This window comes from Bacillus sp. 491mf (assembly GCF_900112415.1).
Lineage (GTDB): Bacteria > Bacillota > Bacilli > Bacillales > Bacillaceae_G > Bacillus_A.
The window spans coordinates 110,125-129,150 of record NZ_FOLV01000002.1 but is presented as its reverse complement, the minus strand read 5'-3'; the positions used below and the strand labels follow the sequence as shown (position 1 = coordinate 129,150).

Annotated in this window: 20 protein-coding genes and 1 other annotated feature; of the genes, 5 read left to right on the top strand and 15 right to left on the bottom strand. The window is 38.4% G+C overall.

From position 1 onward, the window contains the following. Window positions 1-485 precede the first annotated feature (485 nt). The 9 genes from leuD to ilvE all read right to left on the bottom strand — a co-directional run bounded on the left by leuD (window position 486) and on the right by ilvE (window position 11,196). Window positions 486-1,070, bottom strand: coding sequence for a 3-isopropylmalate dehydratase small subunit (leuD, locus tag BM211_RS03445; protein WP_035435297.1), 585 nt, complete (start codon window positions 1,068-1,070; stop codon window positions 486-488). Beyond that, complete coding sequence (gene leuC / locus BM211_RS03440; protein WP_035435299.1) at window positions 1,048-2,442, bottom strand: 3-isopropylmalate dehydratase large subunit; 1,395 nt, start codon at window positions 2,440-2,442, stop codon at window positions 1,048-1,050. The genes leuD and leuC overlap by 23 nt, the downstream gene beginning before the upstream one ends. After that, window positions 2,442-3,506 (bottom strand): 3-isopropylmalate dehydrogenase, encoded by a 1,065-nt coding sequence (gene leuB, locus BM211_RS03435; RefSeq protein WP_035435301.1) that lies wholly within the window; start codon window positions 3,504-3,506, stop codon window positions 2,442-2,444. Before leuB ends, leuC begins: the two co-directional genes overlap by 1 nt. A gap of 14 nt (window positions 3,507-3,520) precedes the next feature. After that, complete coding sequence (locus tag BM211_RS03430; RefSeq protein WP_090995106.1) at window positions 3,521-5,044, bottom strand: 2-isopropylmalate synthase; 1,524 nt, start codon at window positions 5,042-5,044, stop codon at window positions 3,521-3,523. 1 nt (window position 5,045) lies between these two features. Continuing rightward, complete coding sequence (ilvC, locus tag BM211_RS03425) at window positions 5,046-6,056, bottom strand: ketol-acid reductoisomerase (protein ID WP_035435305.1); 1,011 nt, start codon at window positions 6,054-6,056, stop codon at window positions 5,046-5,048. 27 nt (window positions 6,057-6,083) lie between these two features. After that, a complete protein-coding gene (gene ilvN, locus BM211_RS03420) occupies window positions 6,084-6,599 on the bottom strand; it encodes an acetolactate synthase small subunit (protein WP_090995103.1) in 516 nt (171 codons plus the stop codon). Next, the gene (gene ilvB / locus BM211_RS03415) at window positions 6,599-8,293 is read right to left on the bottom strand and encodes an acetolactate synthase large subunit (RefSeq protein ID WP_090995100.1); all 1,695 of its coding nucleotides are present in this window, start codon (window positions 8,291-8,293) and stop codon (window positions 6,599-6,601) included. The genes ilvN and ilvB overlap by 1 nt, the downstream gene beginning before the upstream one ends. 73 nt (window positions 8,294-8,366) lie before the next feature. Continuing rightward, window positions 8,367-8,594: a binding site (T-box leader), on the bottom strand. Between the two features lie 23 nt (window positions 8,595-8,617). Further along, complete coding sequence (gene ilvD, locus BM211_RS03410) at window positions 8,618-10,285, bottom strand: dihydroxy-acid dehydratase (protein WP_035435316.1); 1,668 nt, start codon at window positions 10,283-10,285, stop codon at window positions 8,618-8,620. A 14-nt stretch (window positions 10,286-10,299) separates the two neighbouring features. Then, entirely contained in the window at window positions 10,300-11,196 is an 897-nt protein-coding gene (gene ilvE / locus BM211_RS03405) for a branched-chain-amino-acid transaminase (protein ID WP_090995097.1), read from the bottom strand. A gap of 398 nt (window positions 11,197-11,594) precedes the next feature. On the opposite strand from ilvE, the gene BM211_RS03400 reads away from it, so the two are divergent. Both BM211_RS03400 and BM211_RS03395 read left to right on the top strand, forming a co-directional pair. Next, a complete protein-coding gene (locus tag BM211_RS03400; protein ID WP_035435320.1) occupies window positions 11,595-11,849 on the top strand; it encodes a DUF3911 family protein in 255 nt (84 codons plus the stop codon). 98 nt (window positions 11,850-11,947) lie between these two features. Continuing rightward, the gene (locus BM211_RS03395) at window positions 11,948-12,190 is read left to right on the top strand and encodes a YkuS family protein (RefSeq protein ID WP_035435322.1); all 243 of its coding nucleotides are present in this window, start codon (window positions 11,948-11,950) and stop codon (window positions 12,188-12,190) included. A 443-nt stretch (window positions 12,191-12,633) separates the two neighbouring features. Here the strand turns inward: BM211_RS03395 and BM211_RS03390 are convergent, their stop codons facing one another. After that, window positions 12,634-12,723, bottom strand: a complete 90-nt coding sequence (locus tag BM211_RS03390) for a hypothetical protein (RefSeq protein WP_035435324.1) — start codon at window positions 12,721-12,723, stop codon at window positions 12,634-12,636. Window positions 12,724-12,850: 127 nt separating this feature from the next. Beyond that, window positions 12,851-13,225 carry a GerW family sporulation protein gene (gene ytfJ / locus BM211_RS03385; protein ID WP_035435326.1) on the bottom strand — a complete coding sequence of 125 codons (375 nt, stop codon included), beginning with the start codon at window positions 13,223-13,225 and terminating at the stop codon, window positions 12,851-12,853. Window positions 13,226-13,415: 190 nt separating this feature from the next. On the opposite strand from ytfJ, the gene BM211_RS03380 reads away from it, so the two are divergent. After that, the gene (locus BM211_RS03380) at window positions 13,416-13,778 is read left to right on the top strand and encodes an imidazole glycerol phosphate synthase (protein WP_081904930.1); all 363 of its coding nucleotides are present in this window, start codon (window positions 13,416-13,418) and stop codon (window positions 13,776-13,778) included. 36 nt (window positions 13,779-13,814) lie between these two features. Here the strand turns inward: BM211_RS03380 and BM211_RS03375 are convergent, their stop codons facing one another. The 3 genes from BM211_RS03375 to BM211_RS03360 form a co-directional block, all read right to left on the bottom strand. Further along, window positions 13,815-15,158: a TrkH family potassium uptake protein gene (locus tag BM211_RS03375; RefSeq protein WP_035435329.1), complete on the bottom strand. Its 1,344-nt coding sequence runs from the start codon at window positions 15,156-15,158 to the stop codon at window positions 13,815-13,817. A gap of 532 nt (window positions 15,159-15,690) precedes the next feature. Continuing rightward, complete coding sequence (locus tag BM211_RS03370) at window positions 15,691-15,846, bottom strand: hypothetical protein (protein ID WP_035435330.1); 156 nt, start codon at window positions 15,844-15,846, stop codon at window positions 15,691-15,693. 329 nt (window positions 15,847-16,175) lie between these two features. Then, a complete protein-coding gene (locus BM211_RS03360) occupies window positions 16,176-16,595 on the bottom strand; it encodes a MarR family winged helix-turn-helix transcriptional regulator (protein ID WP_035435333.1) in 420 nt (139 codons plus the stop codon). Window positions 16,596-17,071: 476 nt separating this feature from the next. On the opposite strand from BM211_RS03360, the gene BM211_RS03355 reads away from it, so the two are divergent. Further along, window positions 17,072-17,512 carry a regulatory YrvL family protein gene (locus BM211_RS03355; RefSeq protein WP_035435335.1) on the top strand — a complete coding sequence of 147 codons (441 nt, stop codon included), beginning with the start codon at window positions 17,072-17,074 and terminating at the stop codon, window positions 17,510-17,512. Between the two features lie 64 nt (window positions 17,513-17,576). After that, complete coding sequence (locus tag BM211_RS03350; protein ID WP_035435338.1) at window positions 17,577-18,131, top strand: thioredoxin family protein; 555 nt, start codon at window positions 17,577-17,579, stop codon at window positions 18,129-18,131. A 26-nt stretch (window positions 18,132-18,157) separates the two neighbouring features. Here BM211_RS03350 and bacA read toward each other — a convergent pair whose 3' ends face one another. Further along, complete coding sequence (gene bacA, locus BM211_RS03345; RefSeq protein WP_035435341.1) at window positions 18,158-18,949, bottom strand: undecaprenyl-diphosphate phosphatase; 792 nt, start codon at window positions 18,947-18,949, stop codon at window positions 18,158-18,160. Window positions 18,950-19,026: the final 77 nt, after the last annotated feature.

Below are 19,026 nucleotides of genomic sequence, written 5' to 3'. Positions count from 1 at the left end.
CCCCTACTTTCTCGGCACATATATACAAAAAATCTACAATGATAACATGTCTATTATGCTTCTTTTATATGTCCATTTTTAACTTCTTGAACTTCTCCAACTCAACACTCAGCTATCCCTTGTAACACGATAAAATTAGGAATATTCCGACAGATTTGCTACGAGTTCATCTTCGTCAATACTCATACATTCATAACATAGCGCTTATAAACGAAAAAAAGAGCTATGTAGATAAAAATACCTACATAGCTCTTTGGAGAATGTAGGTACAACAGGAATAACCCTTGTACCTACACGTTTTTTCACGCTAGGTTCAAGGGTTTATGTATGATGATGTTGTGTAAATAAAATGACTGATTGGAAAGTAAACATTCTCATTACTCCCTTTCTCCTCTTAGTTTTAAGTCAGTATACTACCAATTAAATTGAAAGTAAATCATTTTCATTTAATTTTTTTTACAAAATTAGTTATTTATTTTGTATTTCTATCCATTCACACATATTTTTATCTCATATTCTGTAATCGCATTCTCATACTGAAGTGTAACCCCAATATCATCTAAACCACTTAGCAATTTTTCTTTCCACATGCGTTCAATAGAAAAAGAAAAGCTCATCTTAGGAGTTATTATTACTTCATTCTCTAAATCTATTTCTATCATCGTCTGCGGCTGAGTAGCCGCAAGTTGCTTACGAATCTCCTTTTCCATTACAATCGGAAGTATTCCATTTTTCGTACAATTCATATAAAAAATATCTGCAAAACTTCCTGCAATGATTACGCGAAATCCATAATCCGCAAGAGCCCACGGGGCATGTTCTCGAGAAGAACCGCAACCGAAGTTTTCTCCTGTAATTAAAATTGTAGCGCCATTTTGCTCAGAAGCGTTCAATGGAAAGTCAGGGTTTTCTTGACGATTATCTAAATAGCGCCATTCATCAAATAAAAACTTTCCAAATCCGGTTCTTTCAATCCGCTTTAAATACTGCTTCGGAATAATTTGATCGGTATCGATATTATCATGCATCAATACTGCAGTCGTACCTTTATGAATACGAAATGGCTCCATCGTAGTTCTCCTTTCTCACATCAACAAAATGACCGTAAACTGCAGCGGCTGCAGCCATAGCTGGGCTAACGAGATGCGTTCTCGCTCCCTTTCCTTGTCTTCCTTCAAAATTACGGTTTGAAGTAGAAGCGCAATGTTCACCTTCTGGCACTTGATCTGGATTCATGCCAAGACACATCGAACATCCAGGTTCCCGCCACTCAAATCCCGCTTCTTCAAAAATAAGGTGCAATCCTTTTTTCATTGCTGCATCTCTCACTTGTTTTGATCCAGGGACAACAAGAGCCCTTACTCCTTCTTTTACTTTCTTCCCTTTCACAACCGCAGCAGCAATTTCTAAATCAGATAAACGGGAATTTGTACAAGAACCAATAAACACGTGTTGAATTGGAATATCCATTACACGTTGACCCGGTTGAAGATCCATATACGCATAGGCACGTTCAGCATTTTTATCAGTTGCCGCCGGAAGCATTTCATCGACGCGAAGTCCCATTCCTGGATTAGTCCCCCATGTTACATATGGTGCCAATTTTGTCACATCGACTGTAAGGACCGTGTCATACACCGCATCTTCATCCGTATATAATTCACGCCATTTTCCCACTGCTTGTTCAAACTCTTTCGGTGCATATTGGCGCCCTCTTACATACGCAAACGTCGTTTCATCCGGAGCAATCATACCTGCTTTTGCTCCTCCTTCAATCGCCATATTACAAAGTGTCATTCGCTCTTCCATTGTCATTTCTTGTACAGTATCTCCATAGAACTCTATCACATGTCCTGTTCCAACAGAAACACCGTATATGGCGAGTAAATGTAGAATAATATCTTTTGCATATACACCTTTTGGCAATGTTCCTTTTAATTCTACTCCCATCGCTTTTGGCTTCCGTTGCCATAAAGTTTGGGTCGCTAATACATGTTCAACCTCACTCGTACCAATCCCAAACGCCAGAGCACCAAACGCTCCGTGTGTCGCTGTATGACTATCACCGCACACAATTGTTTTTCCCGGTTGTGTTAATCCAAGTTCCGGTCCAATCACATGGACAATCCCTTGCACTTCATCTCCTATATCCGCTAATCGTACATGAAATTGCTCGCAATTATGACGAAGCGTATCCATCTGTTGTTTTGCGATATGATCTGTAACGTTCCATACATCCTTTGTTGGCACATTATGATCCATTGTCGCAAACGTTAAATCCGGTCGTCGCACCGTTCTCTTTGCAAGCCGCAAGCCCTCAAAGGCTTGCGGTGACGTTACTTCATGAACGAGATGAAGGTCAATATATAATAAATCCAATCCATTGTCATCTGTTGCTACAACATGTCGTTCCCATAGTTTATCGAATAGTGTCTTCCCCATTATCGCCATCTCCCCACAAGCGCCTGCTCTTCCAGCGCTTGTAATACACACTTTGTAAACGAAGTTGTCGTTTCATTCCCGCCCAAATCGGCTGTACATTTTCCAGAACGAAGAACTGTAGAAATGGCTTCTTCAATTGCTTCTCCTTCTATTCTTAACCCAAATGATTGTCCAAGCATCATTGCAACGGAGCGAAGCATAGCGATTGGATTTACTTTATTTTTCCCAGCAATATCTGGCGCCGATCCATGAATTGGTTCGTACAGAGACGGACCGTTCTCCGCATGACTTGCAGACGGTAACATTCCTAATGAACCGGCTAGTACAGATGCTTCATCACTTAAAATATCACCAAATAAATTTTCTGTAACGATTACATCAAATCGGCTTGGATTGCGAATGAGTTCCATTGCGGCAGCATCTACTAATAAGTGCTCTAACTCGACCTCGGGGTGGTGTACTGCTACTTCTTCTGTTACTTGTCGCCATAGTTTACTAGATTCTAAAACATTTGCCTTATCAATAGAAGTTACTTTTTTCCGGCGCTTTTTCGCTAATTGAAATGCATAAGAAACAATTCGTTCTACTTCACGCCGGTGATAAGTAAGTGTATCTGTTGCCATTTCTTCTGTTCGTTCTTTCGGAAACGAAAAATAGATTCCGCCTGTTAATTCACGAACGACAACAAAATCAACTTGCTCGGCTGTTTTTAGCGGTGATAAGTGCGCCGTCGCTTCTTCTACAGAAACTGGGCGAACGTTTGCAAAAACTCCTAACCCTTTTCGCAGTGTAAGAAGTCCTTGTTCAGGACGTTCTTTTTTATGATCCCAATACGGGCCTCCAACTGCCCCTAGTAATACTGCATCACTTGCTAAACATGCCGTTAATGTGCGGGGAGGAAGAGGCTGGCCGTATACGTCAATTGCTGCGCCTCCAAACAATTCTTCTTGCAAATAAAATTTATGACCGAATAACCTTTCTACCATCTCTAACACTTGCTTCGCACTCGCCATAATTTCTGGCCCAACTCCATCACCGGCTAAACAAACGATTCGTTTTTCCATCTTCAAGCACTCCTTTACGATTTTGTAAGTGATCGTAATGCTTTTAATTTCCCTGCTGCATATACGTAAGCACGGGCCGAAGCCTCCAGGACATCTTGGGCTACTCCAAAACCTGAAACTTGATGTCCATCTTCTTTTAATTCAACATGAACATGGGCTAATGCATCTTGCCCTTGCGTAATAGATTGAATCCGATAGTCAGCAAGCTCACACCGTAAATGAAGAATTCTTTGAATGGCATTATAAATGGCTTCAATGCTGCCAGCTCCAGTTGCAGCATCCTCTAGTTCATTGCCATTGGTATCTTGTAAACAGACAGTTGCACTTTGAATGTTGTTTGATACAAAATGGACCTGCAGCTGTTTAATATCGTACTGCTGCTTAGCAAATGCAGTTTCTCCTAATACAAGTGCTCGCAGATCTTCTTCTGTAATTTCTTTCTTTCGATCCGCTAATCGTTTAAAAGCACGAAATGCTATGTCCCTCTCTTCTTCTGTAAAATCATAACCTAACTCTCTCATCTTCTCTGTAAATGCGTGGCGTCCGGAATGTTTCCCAAGTACAAATTGATTTCGCTCTTCTCCTACTAGAGAAGGTGAAATAATTTCGTAAGTAGATGCTTCTTTTAAAACCCCATCTTGATGAATACCAGATTCATGGGCAAACGCATTGGCACCAACTATTGCTTTGTTTTTTGGAACAACCATTCCTGTTAATCGACTTACAAGTGTACTCGTCGTTTTAATTTCTTTTAATTGTATGGAAGATGACGCCTCGTAGTAATCATTTCGAATATGAAGTGCAACTGCAATTTCTTCAAGAGCAGCATTACCAGCACGTTCTCCAATACCATTAATCGTCCCTTCTACTTGAAGGGCACCGCCTTCAATTGCCGCTAGTGAGTTGGCTACTGCCATGCCGAGATCATCGTGACAATGACAAGAGAAAATAGCTTTCTCATAAGATTGAACATGTTCTTGCAAATATTGAAAAAGAGAATAATATTCTTCCGGATTGGTATATCCTACTGTATCAGGAATGTTAATGACATCTGCGCCGGCGCGAATCGCAACTTCTACAGCTTCCGCTAAAAAAGAAGAGGTTGTTCGCGTTGCATCTTCTGCAGAAAACTGCACTGCTGGAAATAATGATTTCCCAAGCTTTACTGAGCGATAAATTGTATTTAATACTTCATCCTTTGACATACGGAGCTTATATTTCATATGAATATCACTCGTTGCCAGAAAGACATGTAACCGAGGGGAAACGCCTCCTTTTAACGCTTCATATGCAGTACGAATATCACTTTCCTTAGCACGGGCTAAACTCATAACAGAAGCATTTTGAATTGTTTCGGCAATCCGTTTTACTGAGCAAAAATCACCTTCGGAAGCGGACGCAAAGCCCGCCTCCATCACATGAATTCCAAGCCTCTCTAACTGCCGTGCAATTTGTAATTTTTCTTGTTCATTTAAATTTACTCCAGGTGATTGCTCCCCATCACGAAGCGTCGTATCCATGAACAAAATTTGCTTCATATTACTTAACCTCCATTTTCACTCTCGGCTTCACAAATGGCATCATCTCACGTAGTTTTCGACCTACTTCTTCAATTTGGTGCGCATTCTCCGCTGTATTAATCGCATGGAATTTTTGTCTTCCTGTTTTATGTTCCGCAATCCAACCTCTAGCAAATGTTCCATCTTGAATATCTTTTAATACTTCTTGCATCGCTTGCTTTGTATGCTCTGTTACAACACGCGGCCCCGATACAAAATCTCCCCACTGCGCTGTGTCCGAAACTGAATAGCGCATATTTTCTAATCCGCCTTCATACATAAGATCGACAATAAGCTTTAGTTCATGTAAACATTCAAAATAGGCGAGTTCTGGTTGATAGCCTGCTTCTACTAACGTTTCAAAACCTGCTTTTACAAGAGCCGTTGCTCCTCCGCAAAGTACTGCTTGCTCTCCGAATAAATCTGTTTCTGTTTCTTCTTTAAATGTTGTTTGGAGTACACCGGCGCGAGTTGCTCCGATTCCATCTGCATACGATAGTGCTTTTTCATAAGCCGTTCCTGTTGCATCTTGATAAACTGCAAATAACGCTGGCACGGCTGCACCTTCTACAAATGTGCGGCGGACAAGATGCCCCGGTCCTTTTGGCGCTACAAGGAATACATCTACATCTTCCGGCGGTGTAATTTGATTAAAATGAACGTTAAATCCATGAGCAAACACAAGTGCATTTCCTTCTTGCAAATTCGGTGCAATTTCTGCTTCATATACTTCCGGCTGTAGTTCATCTGGAAGCAATACCATTACAACATCTGCTAGTTTTGTAGCTTCAGCAACCTTATATACAGAAAACCCATCTTCCTTCGCCTTTTCCCATGACTTTCCTTGCCGAAGACCTACAACAACATCAAAACCGTTATCACGTAAATTTTGTGCATGAGCATGACCTTGTGACCCATATCCTACAATCGCTACTTTCTTTCCTTTTAATACATTTACTGTTACATCCTTTTCATAATAAACTTTCGCCATTTTCTTTCTCCTCCTATATTTTAAAAATTAGTTAATTAACATTACTTGTTGTTTATCTTGCTTTTTCATACTTCTTGTAAAAGCTGTTACTCCTGTCCTTGTAATTTCTTTTAAACCGTATGGACGTAATAATTCAATCAGCGCTTCTACTTTTTCTTGCGTTCCTGTTACTTGAACGACAATGGAATCCTTTCCAACATCTATAACAGCAGCACGAAATGGTTCAATTAAGCTATACAATTCGGATCTAGAAGCAATTGACGTAGACACTTTAATGAGTGCAAGTTCTCTTGCAATCATTGCTTCTTCTGTAATATCAGATACTTTTAATACATCAATTTGTTTATGAAGCTGCTTAATAAGCTGTTCGACTTGCTGGACATTTTCAACATGAACAACAAATGTCATTCTTGAAATATGGGATGATTCTGTATGACCTACTGAAATACTTTCAATATTAAATTGTCTTCTCGCCATCACACCTGTAATCCGATTTAAAACCCCACTTTGATTTCGAACTGTCGCTGTCACAATCCGTTTCACTATTCCACCCCCTCCATTTGATGAACACCTTTGCCCGGGGCAACCATAGGCATAACTTTTTCAGATTGTAAAACGCGGCAATCAATTAGCACCGGTTCTTGTAATTTCATCGCCTCTTTTAATTGTTCTTTTGCTGTTAATGGATGTTCAATACGAATTCCTTTTATTCCATACGCATGGGCTAACTTAACAAAGTCTGGTTGGCAAGAAATTATCGAATGCGAATAACGCTGATTATAAAACTCATCTTGCCATTGCCGCACCATCCCAAGTGCTTCATTGTTTAAAATAAGCACTTTCACAGGAAGGGAATGTTCCTTTAAAACACTTAATTCTTGTAATGTCATTTGAAAGCCAGCATCACCTACAATTGCTACAATGAGTTCATTTGGCTCGGCAATTTGCGCCCCAATCGCAGCTGGCAAACCAAACCCCATCGTTCCAAGTCCTCCTGATGTGATCCACTTATTAGGTTGTTTTAATTTATAATATTGTGCAGCCCACATTTGATGCTGCCCAACGTCCGTCGTTATAATCGCATTTCCATTTGTAACTTCATAAAGCATTTCGATTGCAGCTTGTGGTTTTAACATTTGTGAATCGTCTTTATAACAAAACGGATAACGATTCTTTCTTTTTTGCAGAAGTTGTAGCCATTCATTATGATTTTGTTTCTCTCCTTTACACGCTAATAACGCTTCTAAAGCATGCTTAGCGCTTGCTACAATTGGAATTTCTGTTGCAACGTTCTTTCCAATTTCTGCAGGGTCGATATCGATATGGGCTACCTTTGCTTCCTTTGCAAAGTACGTTAAATTTCCCGTCAAGCGATCATCAAAACGAGCCCCTATATTTATTAACAAATCGCATTCATACAAAGCCATATTTGCTGCATAAGAACCGTGCATGCCCCCCATTCCTAAAAACAATGGATCATCTGCTGGAAATCCGCCAAGACCAAGCAATGTATGAACAACCGGAAGATGATATATACGAGCAAATGCAGTTAGTTCATTTGCCGCTTTCGCATGAAGTACACCAGCACCCGCTAAAATTAGTGGTTTCTTTGCTGTTTCAATTGCTTGCATTAGCTTTGTCATTTGCAGTTGATTCGGATGATAATTCGGATGATATCCAGGTAAATCCATCTGAGCATCACTACATCGCTCTCCTGTTTCTACAACCATATTTTTCGGAAGATCAATGACGACCGGACCCGGTCTACCCGTTGCAGCAATATGAAATGCCTCTTTTATAATTCTTGGTAAATCTGATACATTTCGCACTTGATAATTATGTTTTGTGACAGGCATCGTAAGTCCGATAACATCCGCTTCTTGAAAGGCGTCACTCCCTATAAGCGTTGTTGCAACTTGACCAGTAAATACGACAAGCGGTAAAGAATCCATCATCGCATCCGCTAAACCAGTAATGACATTTGTCGCCCCTGGTCCGCTTGTAGCAATTACAACGCCTGGCTTTCCAGTAATTCTTGCATACCCTTCTGCTGCATGGATCGCACCTTGCTCATGCCGCGTCAAAATATGAGGAATTTCGAAATCATAAAGCGCATCATATAGCGGTAAAACAGCTCCTCCGGGATAGCCAAAAATAACTTCTACCTTTTCCTTTCTAAGCGTTTGTAACAAAAGCTGTGCACCGGTTGCCATTTTCTCTTCCGTTTTTGAAGACATTGTTTTGAGAAACCTCCTTTATGAAATACATATATAAATAAAAAAGTCTTTCGCCCACACTTCAGCTATGTGCTGAAGGGACGAAAGACTTCGTGGTACCACCCTTCTTTGCAAGAAAAATTCTTGCCTCAGTGACTCTAATCGAATCAAGCTAATAACGGAGCTACCGTCCAAACCTAGGCAAGTGCTTCAGCTTGGCACTCAAGGGCGATGTTCGTCAACGTGAACCATCGGTTTCCACCAGCCACCGACTCTCTGTGAGGCTTCACAATCAACTACTCCTCCCTATCAACGCTTTATCCATCCGCGCGCGGAAGTTTCACTTTATACTTTCATAATTCCTCCTGTGTTTGCCGAAGTAACGAGCTTCGCATATCTTGCTAAATACCCAGTTCTTACTTTCGGCTCTGGAGAAATAAATTGTTTTTTTCGCTCTTCTAATACTTCATTAGAAATTTCCCAATGAATACTACCATCTTTTACATTAATAATGATGGGATCACCGTCTTTCACATATGCAATTGGCCCTCCTTCAGCTGCCTCTGGTGATACATGCCCAATTGCAATCCCTCTTGTTGCCCCGGAGAAACGCCCATCGGTAACGAGCGCAACCTTTGTGCCAAGCCCTCTTCCAACGATTGCTGATGTTGGAGCTAACATTTCTGGCATACCAGGTCCTCCTTTTGGACCTTCATAACGGATAACTACAACATGCCCTTCTTTCACAATACCACTATGAATCGCTGCAACTGCTTCATCATGAGAGTCAAAGCAAATTGCTTCACCAACAAATGAAGTAACTGATTCATCAATCGCGCCAACTTTTAAGACAGAACCATCTGGTGCTAAATTCCCAAAGAGAATGGAAAGACCTCCTGTTTTACGATAAGGCCGCTCTTTCGGACGAATTACTTTTTTATCTAAAATTTTTCCAGCTTCTACTGTTTCATAGATGCTTTTCCCTGTAATTGTTATGCGCTCAGAATGGATTGCCCCTGGAATTTGTGAAAGCTCTTTAATAATAGCCGCCACCCCGCCAGCTTCATGTACATCATGCATAGAATAATGAGAGGCTGGGCTAATTTTCGCCAAGTATGGAACACGCTTTGCAATATCATTTATACGCTGCAAGTCATAATCAATTCCAGCTTCATACGCAATGGCTAACATATGTAAAACGGTATTTGTCGATCCACCCATCGCCATATCTAGTGCAAAGGCATCATCAATTGCTTCTTTCGTAATAATGTCACGCGGCTTTATATCACACTTAATTAATTCCATTAAATGAAATGCAGCTTGACGAATTAAGTTATGTCGTTCCTCACTTGTTGCAACAATTGTTCCATTTCCAGGAAGTGCAACACCGAGCATTTCCATAATGGTATTCATAGAATTTGCTGTAAACATCCCTGAACAAGAACCACACGTTGGACATGCTGATTTTTCCATATCAATCAACTGCTCTAAACTCATCTTCCCTGATTTATGAGCACCAACCCCTTCAAATACAGATGCCAACGAAAGAGGAGTCCCATCTTTTGCTTTTCCAGCTTCCATCGGCCCTCCTGAGACAAAAACAGAAGGAACATTCGTCCGAACAGATGCCATTAACATTCCCGGTGTAATTTTGTCACAATTTGGCATATACATAACTCCGTCAAACCAATGGGCTTGAATGACAGTTTCTGCTGCATCTGCAATGATCTCTCGGCTTGGAAGAGAATAGCGCATTCCAATATGCCCCATCGCAATTCCGTCATCAACACCGATTGTATTAAACTCAAAAGGAACACCGCCTGCCCCGCGAATAGCAGCTTTTGCCACATCAGCAAGTTCCCTTAAGTGAATGTGTCCTGGGACAATATCTATATATGAATTACAAATTGCAATAAATGGTTTATGAAAATCCTCTTCTTTAACGCCTGCCGCATGAAGCAAACTTCGATGCGGCGCCCGGTCAATACCTTGTTTAATCATATTGCTTCGCATCGGTTACTCTCCTATCAATTTACTTTATTTTCTTCATAAATTTTTTCACCATCTTCTACTACTAGCTTACGGAATTCTTCTAATAAACAATTTGTATGTGTTCCTGGTTTCCCAGCACCAATTTCTCTTCCGTCAACCTTTGTTACTGCAATAACTTCAGCTGCTGTACCTGTTAAAAATACTTCATCTGCTACATACACATCATGGCGAGTAAATAATTCTTCCCTTACGTCATAGCCAAGTTTCTCACCAATTTCCATAATCGCATTTCGCGTAATTCCTTCCAGTGCTCCTGCAGAACTTGGTGGTGTAATTAATTTATTACCTTTTACAATAAATACATTGTCACCTGAACCTTCTGCAACATAGCCTTGCTCATTTAACATCAGCGCTTCCTGCACACCCGCAAGTTTTGCTTCAATTCTAACTAAAATATTATTGAGGTAATTCAATGATTTCACTTGTGGTGATAATACATCCGGGCGATTCCGCCTTGTTGCCACTGTCACAACGGGGATTCCCTTTTCATAATATTCCGCTGGAAACAGTGCTAGTTGTTCCGCAATGACAACAATATTTGGCTTTAAACACGAATCAGGATCTAAACCAAGATTTCCAGCCCCGCGTGATATAACTAGACGAATGTACCCATTGGATAACTGATTACGTCTTATTGTTTCTACAACAATATTGGTCACTTCTTCCAACGTATATGGAATTTCTAGTAAAATGGATTTTGCTGACTCGTACAAACGAATGAGGTGTTCTTTCAATCGAAAAACATTTCCGCTGTAAACACGAATGCCTTCAAATACCCCATCACCATATAAATATCCATGATCATAAACAGAAACTTTTGCTTCATCTTTTGGAACAAATTCTCCATTCAAGAAAATCCATTGCTCGTTCACTTGAAAGCGCCCCCTATATCCTTGAAATTTTTATTGTTTCTTAGTTTACGCTCCCTTTTCAAATAAATCAAAGAAATTTTTGAAAATTTCAAATTTTTAAATTTAAGAACAACCTATTATATATTGATATCCCAACATTGTTAACGTTTACAAAATGTCAAAAAATTTTTTCGACATTTTCTTCTACAAAAAAATTTTTTTTGACGAGAAGGATTTTTGTCAAAAGATGCGAATGTATTGTACTCAATAAACGGACGATCTATCTATTTTCAGGAAAATGAGTAGTAATAAAGCGAGGTGGAAAAATAAAATTTGAGGATAACACTCATATTTTTTCATCGTTACTCATAATCCTATTTTCAAAAATCATTTTGACAAATTTGAGGGGGCTAAATATTATGGCATGTTTACAAATTAAAGGAACTAGACAAGAAGTAATGGAAATGCTTCAGTTATTTGATTTTATGAATACAAAAGGACTGTGTAAATTAGAGGATTATGTAGAATTACTTCATGATGTAGAGCAAAATAAAACAACGCAAACTCCGCTTTATATTGCTTCTGTTGATGTACAATCAAATGATTATACAATGCAAGATGAACAAAACGATCGTTTTGTATGTGATATGTTAACTGGAGTTTATAACGACTAGTTTATTTATTCTTCTGCCGCACGTGTGAACTCTTCTGCTAATTAGTGAATATTCTTCCGAAAAAGGAACATATTACTAGATGGCAGGAGGTGAATACTATGGCGAAAATTGGCGTAGAAAATTCTTTAACAAATGTACAACAAGCACTACAACAAAAGGGGCATGACGTAATCTCATTACAATCTGAAAATGATGTGCAAGGATGTGATTGCTGCGTTATAACCGGTCAAGATTCTAACGTAGCGGGGATTAGCAATGCTGTGATAAAGGGATCTGTTATTGACGCAAGAGGATTAACAACTGAAGAAATTTGTCAACAAGTCGAAAGTAGAATTCAATAAAGTGAAACCTTATTGAATAAGGAATCCTATCGAAAACTTCACTTTACGAACCCATCACACATTAAAGATGGGACCTCTTTCGGAAATACATTAAAAGAAGGCTACTATTTATAAAAAGTAGCCTTCTTTTCTATATTTAACTAACGGGAAAGTAACATATACTGGATGAAAGCCCTACCTCTCTCTCATCATTACGGCTCCAACGACCGCTCCTGATACACTAGTATGTGTATACAGTTTACAAATACAATCCATCATATACGTGATCACCAAAGTTGTTGGCATTATCGCCCGATCTTTAGCAATTCAGTGATTTGTACTAGTAAAGAATAACCAATATATACTAGCTGTAACCGAGACACGAAAATACATTATATCCCGTTACAATAAAAATGTCAACACTTTCTTCAAAATAAAAACAGACTAACAAATGAGCCTGTTTACTAAAATTGCGCTTTTTCCTTTAGTACGTATACAACAAAAGCACTCACTAACATGCATAAACCAACAGCAAAATTCTTGATGTTAATCATCTATACCTCTCCCTTATTCTTACATAAATCATCAACTTCTATATATTACGATTCAGCTTATATTCGTATCATCTTTAAACACACTTCATCTACTATATCATAATTTCCTTAAAATGCAAGTACCCAATTAAAGCTTATTTACCAATTTCTGCACTGCATTAGGCACTGTTTCCAACGCTTTTTCTACAAGGTGTGTACCACTATGTAAGTGCATGACTTGAATCCCTTTTGCCCCAACTACTAAAAATGCAACAGGATTAATGGAAACACCAGCACCACTTCCACCTCCAAATGGATGTAAGCCCTGCACCTCTGTTTTTCGTTCACTCACATTAAAATCACTTCCACCTGCCCCAAAACCAAAGGCAACTTTTGAAACGGTTAAAATAATACTGCCATCTGCTGTTGATACAGGCTTTCCGACAACCTTATTCACGTCCACCATTTCTTTTAAATTTGTCATTGCTGTTTTCATTAAGTTTTCAATTGGATGTTGCGTCATAGAAACCACCTCTTTTTCCTTTCAATTCCTTTTTATCGTTTCCAAAAACAACGAAGACATACCAATTTTTACAACTTAACGATTCTTGAAAGTAAATCTTCCTTCTATAACATTCTTTTCCCGAAAATTACCATCCGCGAATCATAGGATAAAAAAACGAAAGTAGCTCATATTAAACATGAAGCTCTTTATGAAAGGAGATATCACATTGACTGATAAACACGAAGAACGTTATAGAGAAAATGAAGATCATTTTGAAGAAGAGTACGCCGCTGAAATTGCACCGAACGGTGTACCATACAATGACAAAGAACACGAAACGACAAAAGCCGGCGGAGCAACAGCTGGATTTATCGCACTCGCTCTCGCCGTCTTATCTTTATTCACTTTTCCAGTACTCTTTGGACTTCTTTCTGTCCTAATTGGTATTTATGCTTATAACCGCGGCGCTACTGTTACAGGTGGAATAGCTGCAATCGTTGGCGGCTTAGCGGCAATTGTCGCATTAATATTCCGAGCGGCCCTTATCAGCCTATTCTTCTCTCTTTTTTAAACACAATAAAAGGTATCTTGCTTCTCGCAAGATACCTTATCCTGTAAATACATCCTCAGATGGATAGCGAATTTTTTGTTTTGCTGGCCGTGCAAGTGAAAATACAAGTGTTAGCGGTCCAATTAATCCGCAAAACATAACAAACATAATCACACATTTTCCAAATGCTGATAATTTAGCTGTAATCCCCACTGTTAATCCAACTGTTCCAAATGCTGAAATTGTTTCAAATAAGAGTGCCATAAAACTAAAATTTTCAGTGAGCATCAGTATAAATACTGCCATAAAAATCAAAAATTGACTGGCAATGACAATCGCTAAAGCTCTCGTCACTGTTGACATTTTTATCGTACGACGAAATAAAACCAATTCTTCCTTTTTCTTGAAAAACGAAAGTACAGATGTAATTAAAATAACAAAAGTGGTAAGTTTAATACCGCCTCCAGTCGAAACACTTCCCGCTCCAATAAACATAAGCACCATCGTAAAGAACAGTGTTGACTCTCTCATACTTCCGTAATCAATTGTATTAAATCCAGCTGTACGCGGTGTAATCCCTTGGAAGAACGATGCCCATAACTTCTCACTTAATGATAAAGAACCCAATGTTTTTGCGTTACTATATTCCAATACGAATATGACAAGCATCGCACCCACAATTAACACAACCGTACCAATAATCATGATTTTTGAATGCAGTACTAGTTTTCGAAAACTGCGGCTATACCAAATATCAATGAGTACGGTAAAACCTAATCCACCTGTTACAATTAACGAGCAAATACCAATATTAATAATAGGATCGCCAACATATCTCGTTAAATTATCTGGCCATAAGGCAAATCCGGCATTATTATAAGCAGCCACGACATGAAAGAGGCTGTAATATAGTCCTTTTCCGAATCCGAATTCTGGAATAAAGCGAATAGATAAAAATACAGCACCCACTAATTCAATACAAATCGAGAAGAAAAACACCCGCTTTACTAATTTTACAAGCCCGCCAATATTTGTTTGATTTAATGCTTCTCCAATAAGAAGGCGATGACGCAGCCCTATCTTTTTACCTAACACCCAAACTATTAAAATAGCAATTGTCATTAAACCTAAACCACCAGTTTGTATAAGAAACATAATGACAACTTGGCCAAATATCGTAAAGGTACTATTTACATCTACTACACCTAAGCCTGTCACAGTCGCCGCTGACGTCGCTGTAAAAAAAGCATCTACCCAGCTAATAGACGTTTTTGTTGAAATTGGCAATTTCAACAATAGCCCCCCAACCATAATCAAAGCAAAAAAGCCAATTGCTAAAATTTGCGGTGGACTTAATCGTATAAAACGATCATTTAAGTCTCGTTTTTCTATCATTCTCATAGCACTAACTCCCTTAATCCGTCCTCCAAAATATGTAACATAGTTGAGCATAATCTTTTTTTCTATGAATTTCAACTTTTATTTCCATTTAAAAAATAGAAAATTCCTAATTCCTTCACTCCAAGTTCACATTGAATTCACATCGGTCTTTTATAGTATAACTATCAAAGCTGTTCCTCCCTAATAATGAGACATCCCCAATGTCTCGAACAGCTTTCTGTCCCTAACTTAAATTGACATAAATTGTCCCCCCTTCCTAAGCCATCTTGCAATATAAAGATGGTTTTTTTTATTTCACTACTACTATTCCCTCCTGATATATAAATCGATTTTAAATTTCCAATATATAAGTCGCTGCTATACAAAATACAACATGACAACGACTTGCTTTCTCCCTTTGTTTAAAACCCCGCATGTGGCAGAAATAGGCCCTGATCGCTTCTCTGCATGGCCTATTTCTCTCGCCCCCCTAAAAAAAGAGGTTTTTATGTCGACTTTTTAATTTACATAAAAAAGAAGAAGTGAATACACTTCACTCCTTCCTTGACTTGCTGCCTTTTTTTGAACGATATTCTTTTCCTTTATTATCATCACCAGCAACAAACTCTGCACCAAATTCCTGTTGATATTGACCAGCTTTAGGTGCTCCTTGATTCCCGCTCCCTTTACTACCATTACGATTCGTCATACAACTTCCTTCCCTTCTTTATCATAATATTGTTAGTATGCTTCGTTTCATTCAAAATACACATGAAAAGCCCTCGTGTGATCACGAAGGCTTTGACAAAAAAACTATTTCCTAATATAAAATCAGTGACGCTTTTCTCACTGATGGAAAGCCCATCCAATCGGGGCATGCCAGCAGTTGCCTCCCACCTATCTTCTTCGTTTCTCTCTCAATCCTGAGGTGGCGGGGCTGACCGCTCCTATACATAGCCAGTCCCTCCCAGGCCATTTAAAAAAATGCTTTTCTGCCTTTTTCTCATAGAATGACTGAGTAGTTACAAATAATTTATACTAGATTAATTTTTGTGAAATAGAAATCATAGTCATCATTTCCTCTTCAGATAAAGTAGAAAATCGTTCTTTCAAGTACAACTTGTTCTGCTTATCCATCTCAGCTACTAACTCTTTTCCTTTATCAACAATCTCTAAATACACGACACGGCGATCTAATGTACTACGCGAACGTGTTACGAGTCCTTTTTTTATTAGTTTTTCTGCTACAGCCGTAATATGACTATTTGATACATTCAATTCATTCGCAACACGAGAAACCATTTCCTTTTGGTTTCGATTTAAAATACGCAACACGAGAAATTCATTCCACGGAATATAATTCTCAAAAATCTTGTTCATATCATTACGGATTGTGCGAAACATAGCAAAAAAATTTGTCGATAAATTCTCGATTAACAACTCGCGATCATTAACCATTTTATACAGCACCCCTATGTATTTAATATAGTTAAATAAAAATATTATTAACTATATTAACGTACTTTTTTCATTTTGTCATCCCTTTCATTTGGAAATTCATGTATCTTTTCTTCATTGTTTGGAAATAGATGATAAAGGTTGCTTTTAAAATATGCTGTACATTTGATCAGCGCGAAAAGAGGCTGTCCAAAAGTTTACTTTTTGGACAGCCTCTTTCGGTATGATTCAGCTCAGCAAATCGACTACTTGTATGTCGAATATCACCGAACGGTCTTTATCCCACATTAACGGGCAGTAAAAGCTAGAGAAGAGTAAGGAAGAAAACTGCCCGTAAAAGCCCGATTGGTGAGAGCTTTCCATCAGTGAGAAAAGCGTCACTGATGGAAGTTTCACTTTATTCCTTATACTCAAATTCCCTACAAAATGGTACAATAGGAAAAAGTTAATTATTACCATAAAGTGAGGGGGATGAAATGAAAGAGCCAGAAGAACAGTTCTCAAATTTAAATTTAAAAGAAAAAATACTTGTAATTAGTGCAATCAGCTTATTAATTCTACTCCCGTTTGCTCTTATCTTTTTCGTTTATGTTGGTGTCTTCCGCCTTACCGGGGTCGAATATACATCTCGAACAGCCCTTCTTCTCTTTTTTATATTAATTACTGTTTTAGACCTCTTTAGTAATTTTACCATTAATTCATGCAAATTAATTTTTAGTGCCACCTTTAACAACTTGCCAAAATGGCTCTCTTTTCTCCTTCTTGCCATGTTACAAATTTCTTTAGACTGGATTACATTTCATATCGCAGACGAATGGATGAATGATGTTACTATTTCTAATACAGCAGAGCTATTAATTGTGTTGTTCTTTTTTATACTCGATAAAATATGGCTTACCGATAAAAAGGAAAAGTAATATTACAAGCTTTCCACAAAAAAACTTGATACAATATGAGCAAATATAGAAGGGAGTGTCATGTATGACATTACAGAAATGGTTTGAAAAAGGCATGTCCTTTGATACATATGTAAATAATATGACAGTAAACCAATACGAATTACTACACATTTACAATAACTTCTTAATTCCTAATGAACTTCTTCCAATTTTAGAAACACGCCAAAATGACAATTTAAAGGTTATCGTTTTAACCGCAGATTGGTGCGGTGATGCCCTTCTTTGCGTACCAATTATGAAACGCATTTGCGAAGTTGCTGGCATTGAGATGAGCTTACTCATTCGTGATGAAAATTTAGAGTTGATGGATCAATATTTAACAAATGGTACAGCACGTGCAATTCCAATTTTTATTTTTATCGATCAGGACGGGAATGAAAAAGCAGTATGGGGACCTCGAGCACCAAAAGTACAAGAGTTAGTTACCTCCATGCGTGCAACACTTCCTAGTAAGGAAGATCCAAAGTTCGAAGAAAAACAGCAAAATATGTATGCAGAATTCCGTAAAACATTAGCTTCTGACACAGCACTTTGGGAACACGTTATGGAAAATATAATAGAAAAAATAGCAAAATAAAAAACTGCCAAATGGCAGTTTTTTCATTATAAAACAAAGAAATAAAACACCGCAGCAAGAATGAAACGGTAATATGCAAATGGTGTTAATTTTACACGAGATAATAATTTTAAGAATGAAACAATTGCTAACATCGCAACTACAAAGGCAGTAATAAATCCGCTCGCAAATAACGGAAGATCCGCTGCACTTAATTCACTCCAACTTTTAATTAAATCAAGACCTGTTGCTGCAACCATCATTGGTACTGCAAGAATAAATGTATATTCAGCAGCCGCTGTATGAGATACACGAGCTAATAATCCACCACTAATCGTAGATCCAGAACGTGAAAATCCTGGCCATAGCGCTAAACATTGAAACATTCCAATTGTGAATGCTTGTTTATATGTAATCTCGTCCAATGTTTTTGCTGTGCTTGGTTTTGAAAACTTCTCAGCGATAATCATTAAAATACCACCAGCAACTAAACTAATAACAACCGGTCCTGGCCCAAATAAAATTCCCTTAATTTTGCTATGAAATAAAAAACCAAGTAAACCAGCTGGAATCATTCCGATAATAATATGTAATAAGTTTAATGATGGACCCTGCTTTACTCGTCCAACTCCAACTAATGACCATAATCGTTTCCAAAATACGACAACAACTGCTAAAATGGACCCTAATTGTACAACAACTTCAAATGTTTTTGCTTTATCTCCTTCAAATCCAATTAAATGCCCTGTTAAAATCATATGTCCTGTTGATGATACAGGTAAAAACTCTGTCAATCCTTCAACAGCACCCATGATTAATCCAATTAACCAATCAGCCACACTCGTGCCTCCTTAATGCGATTTAATGCTGTGTTCACACTTTATCATAATACCTCATCTTTACAAAACACGCATCG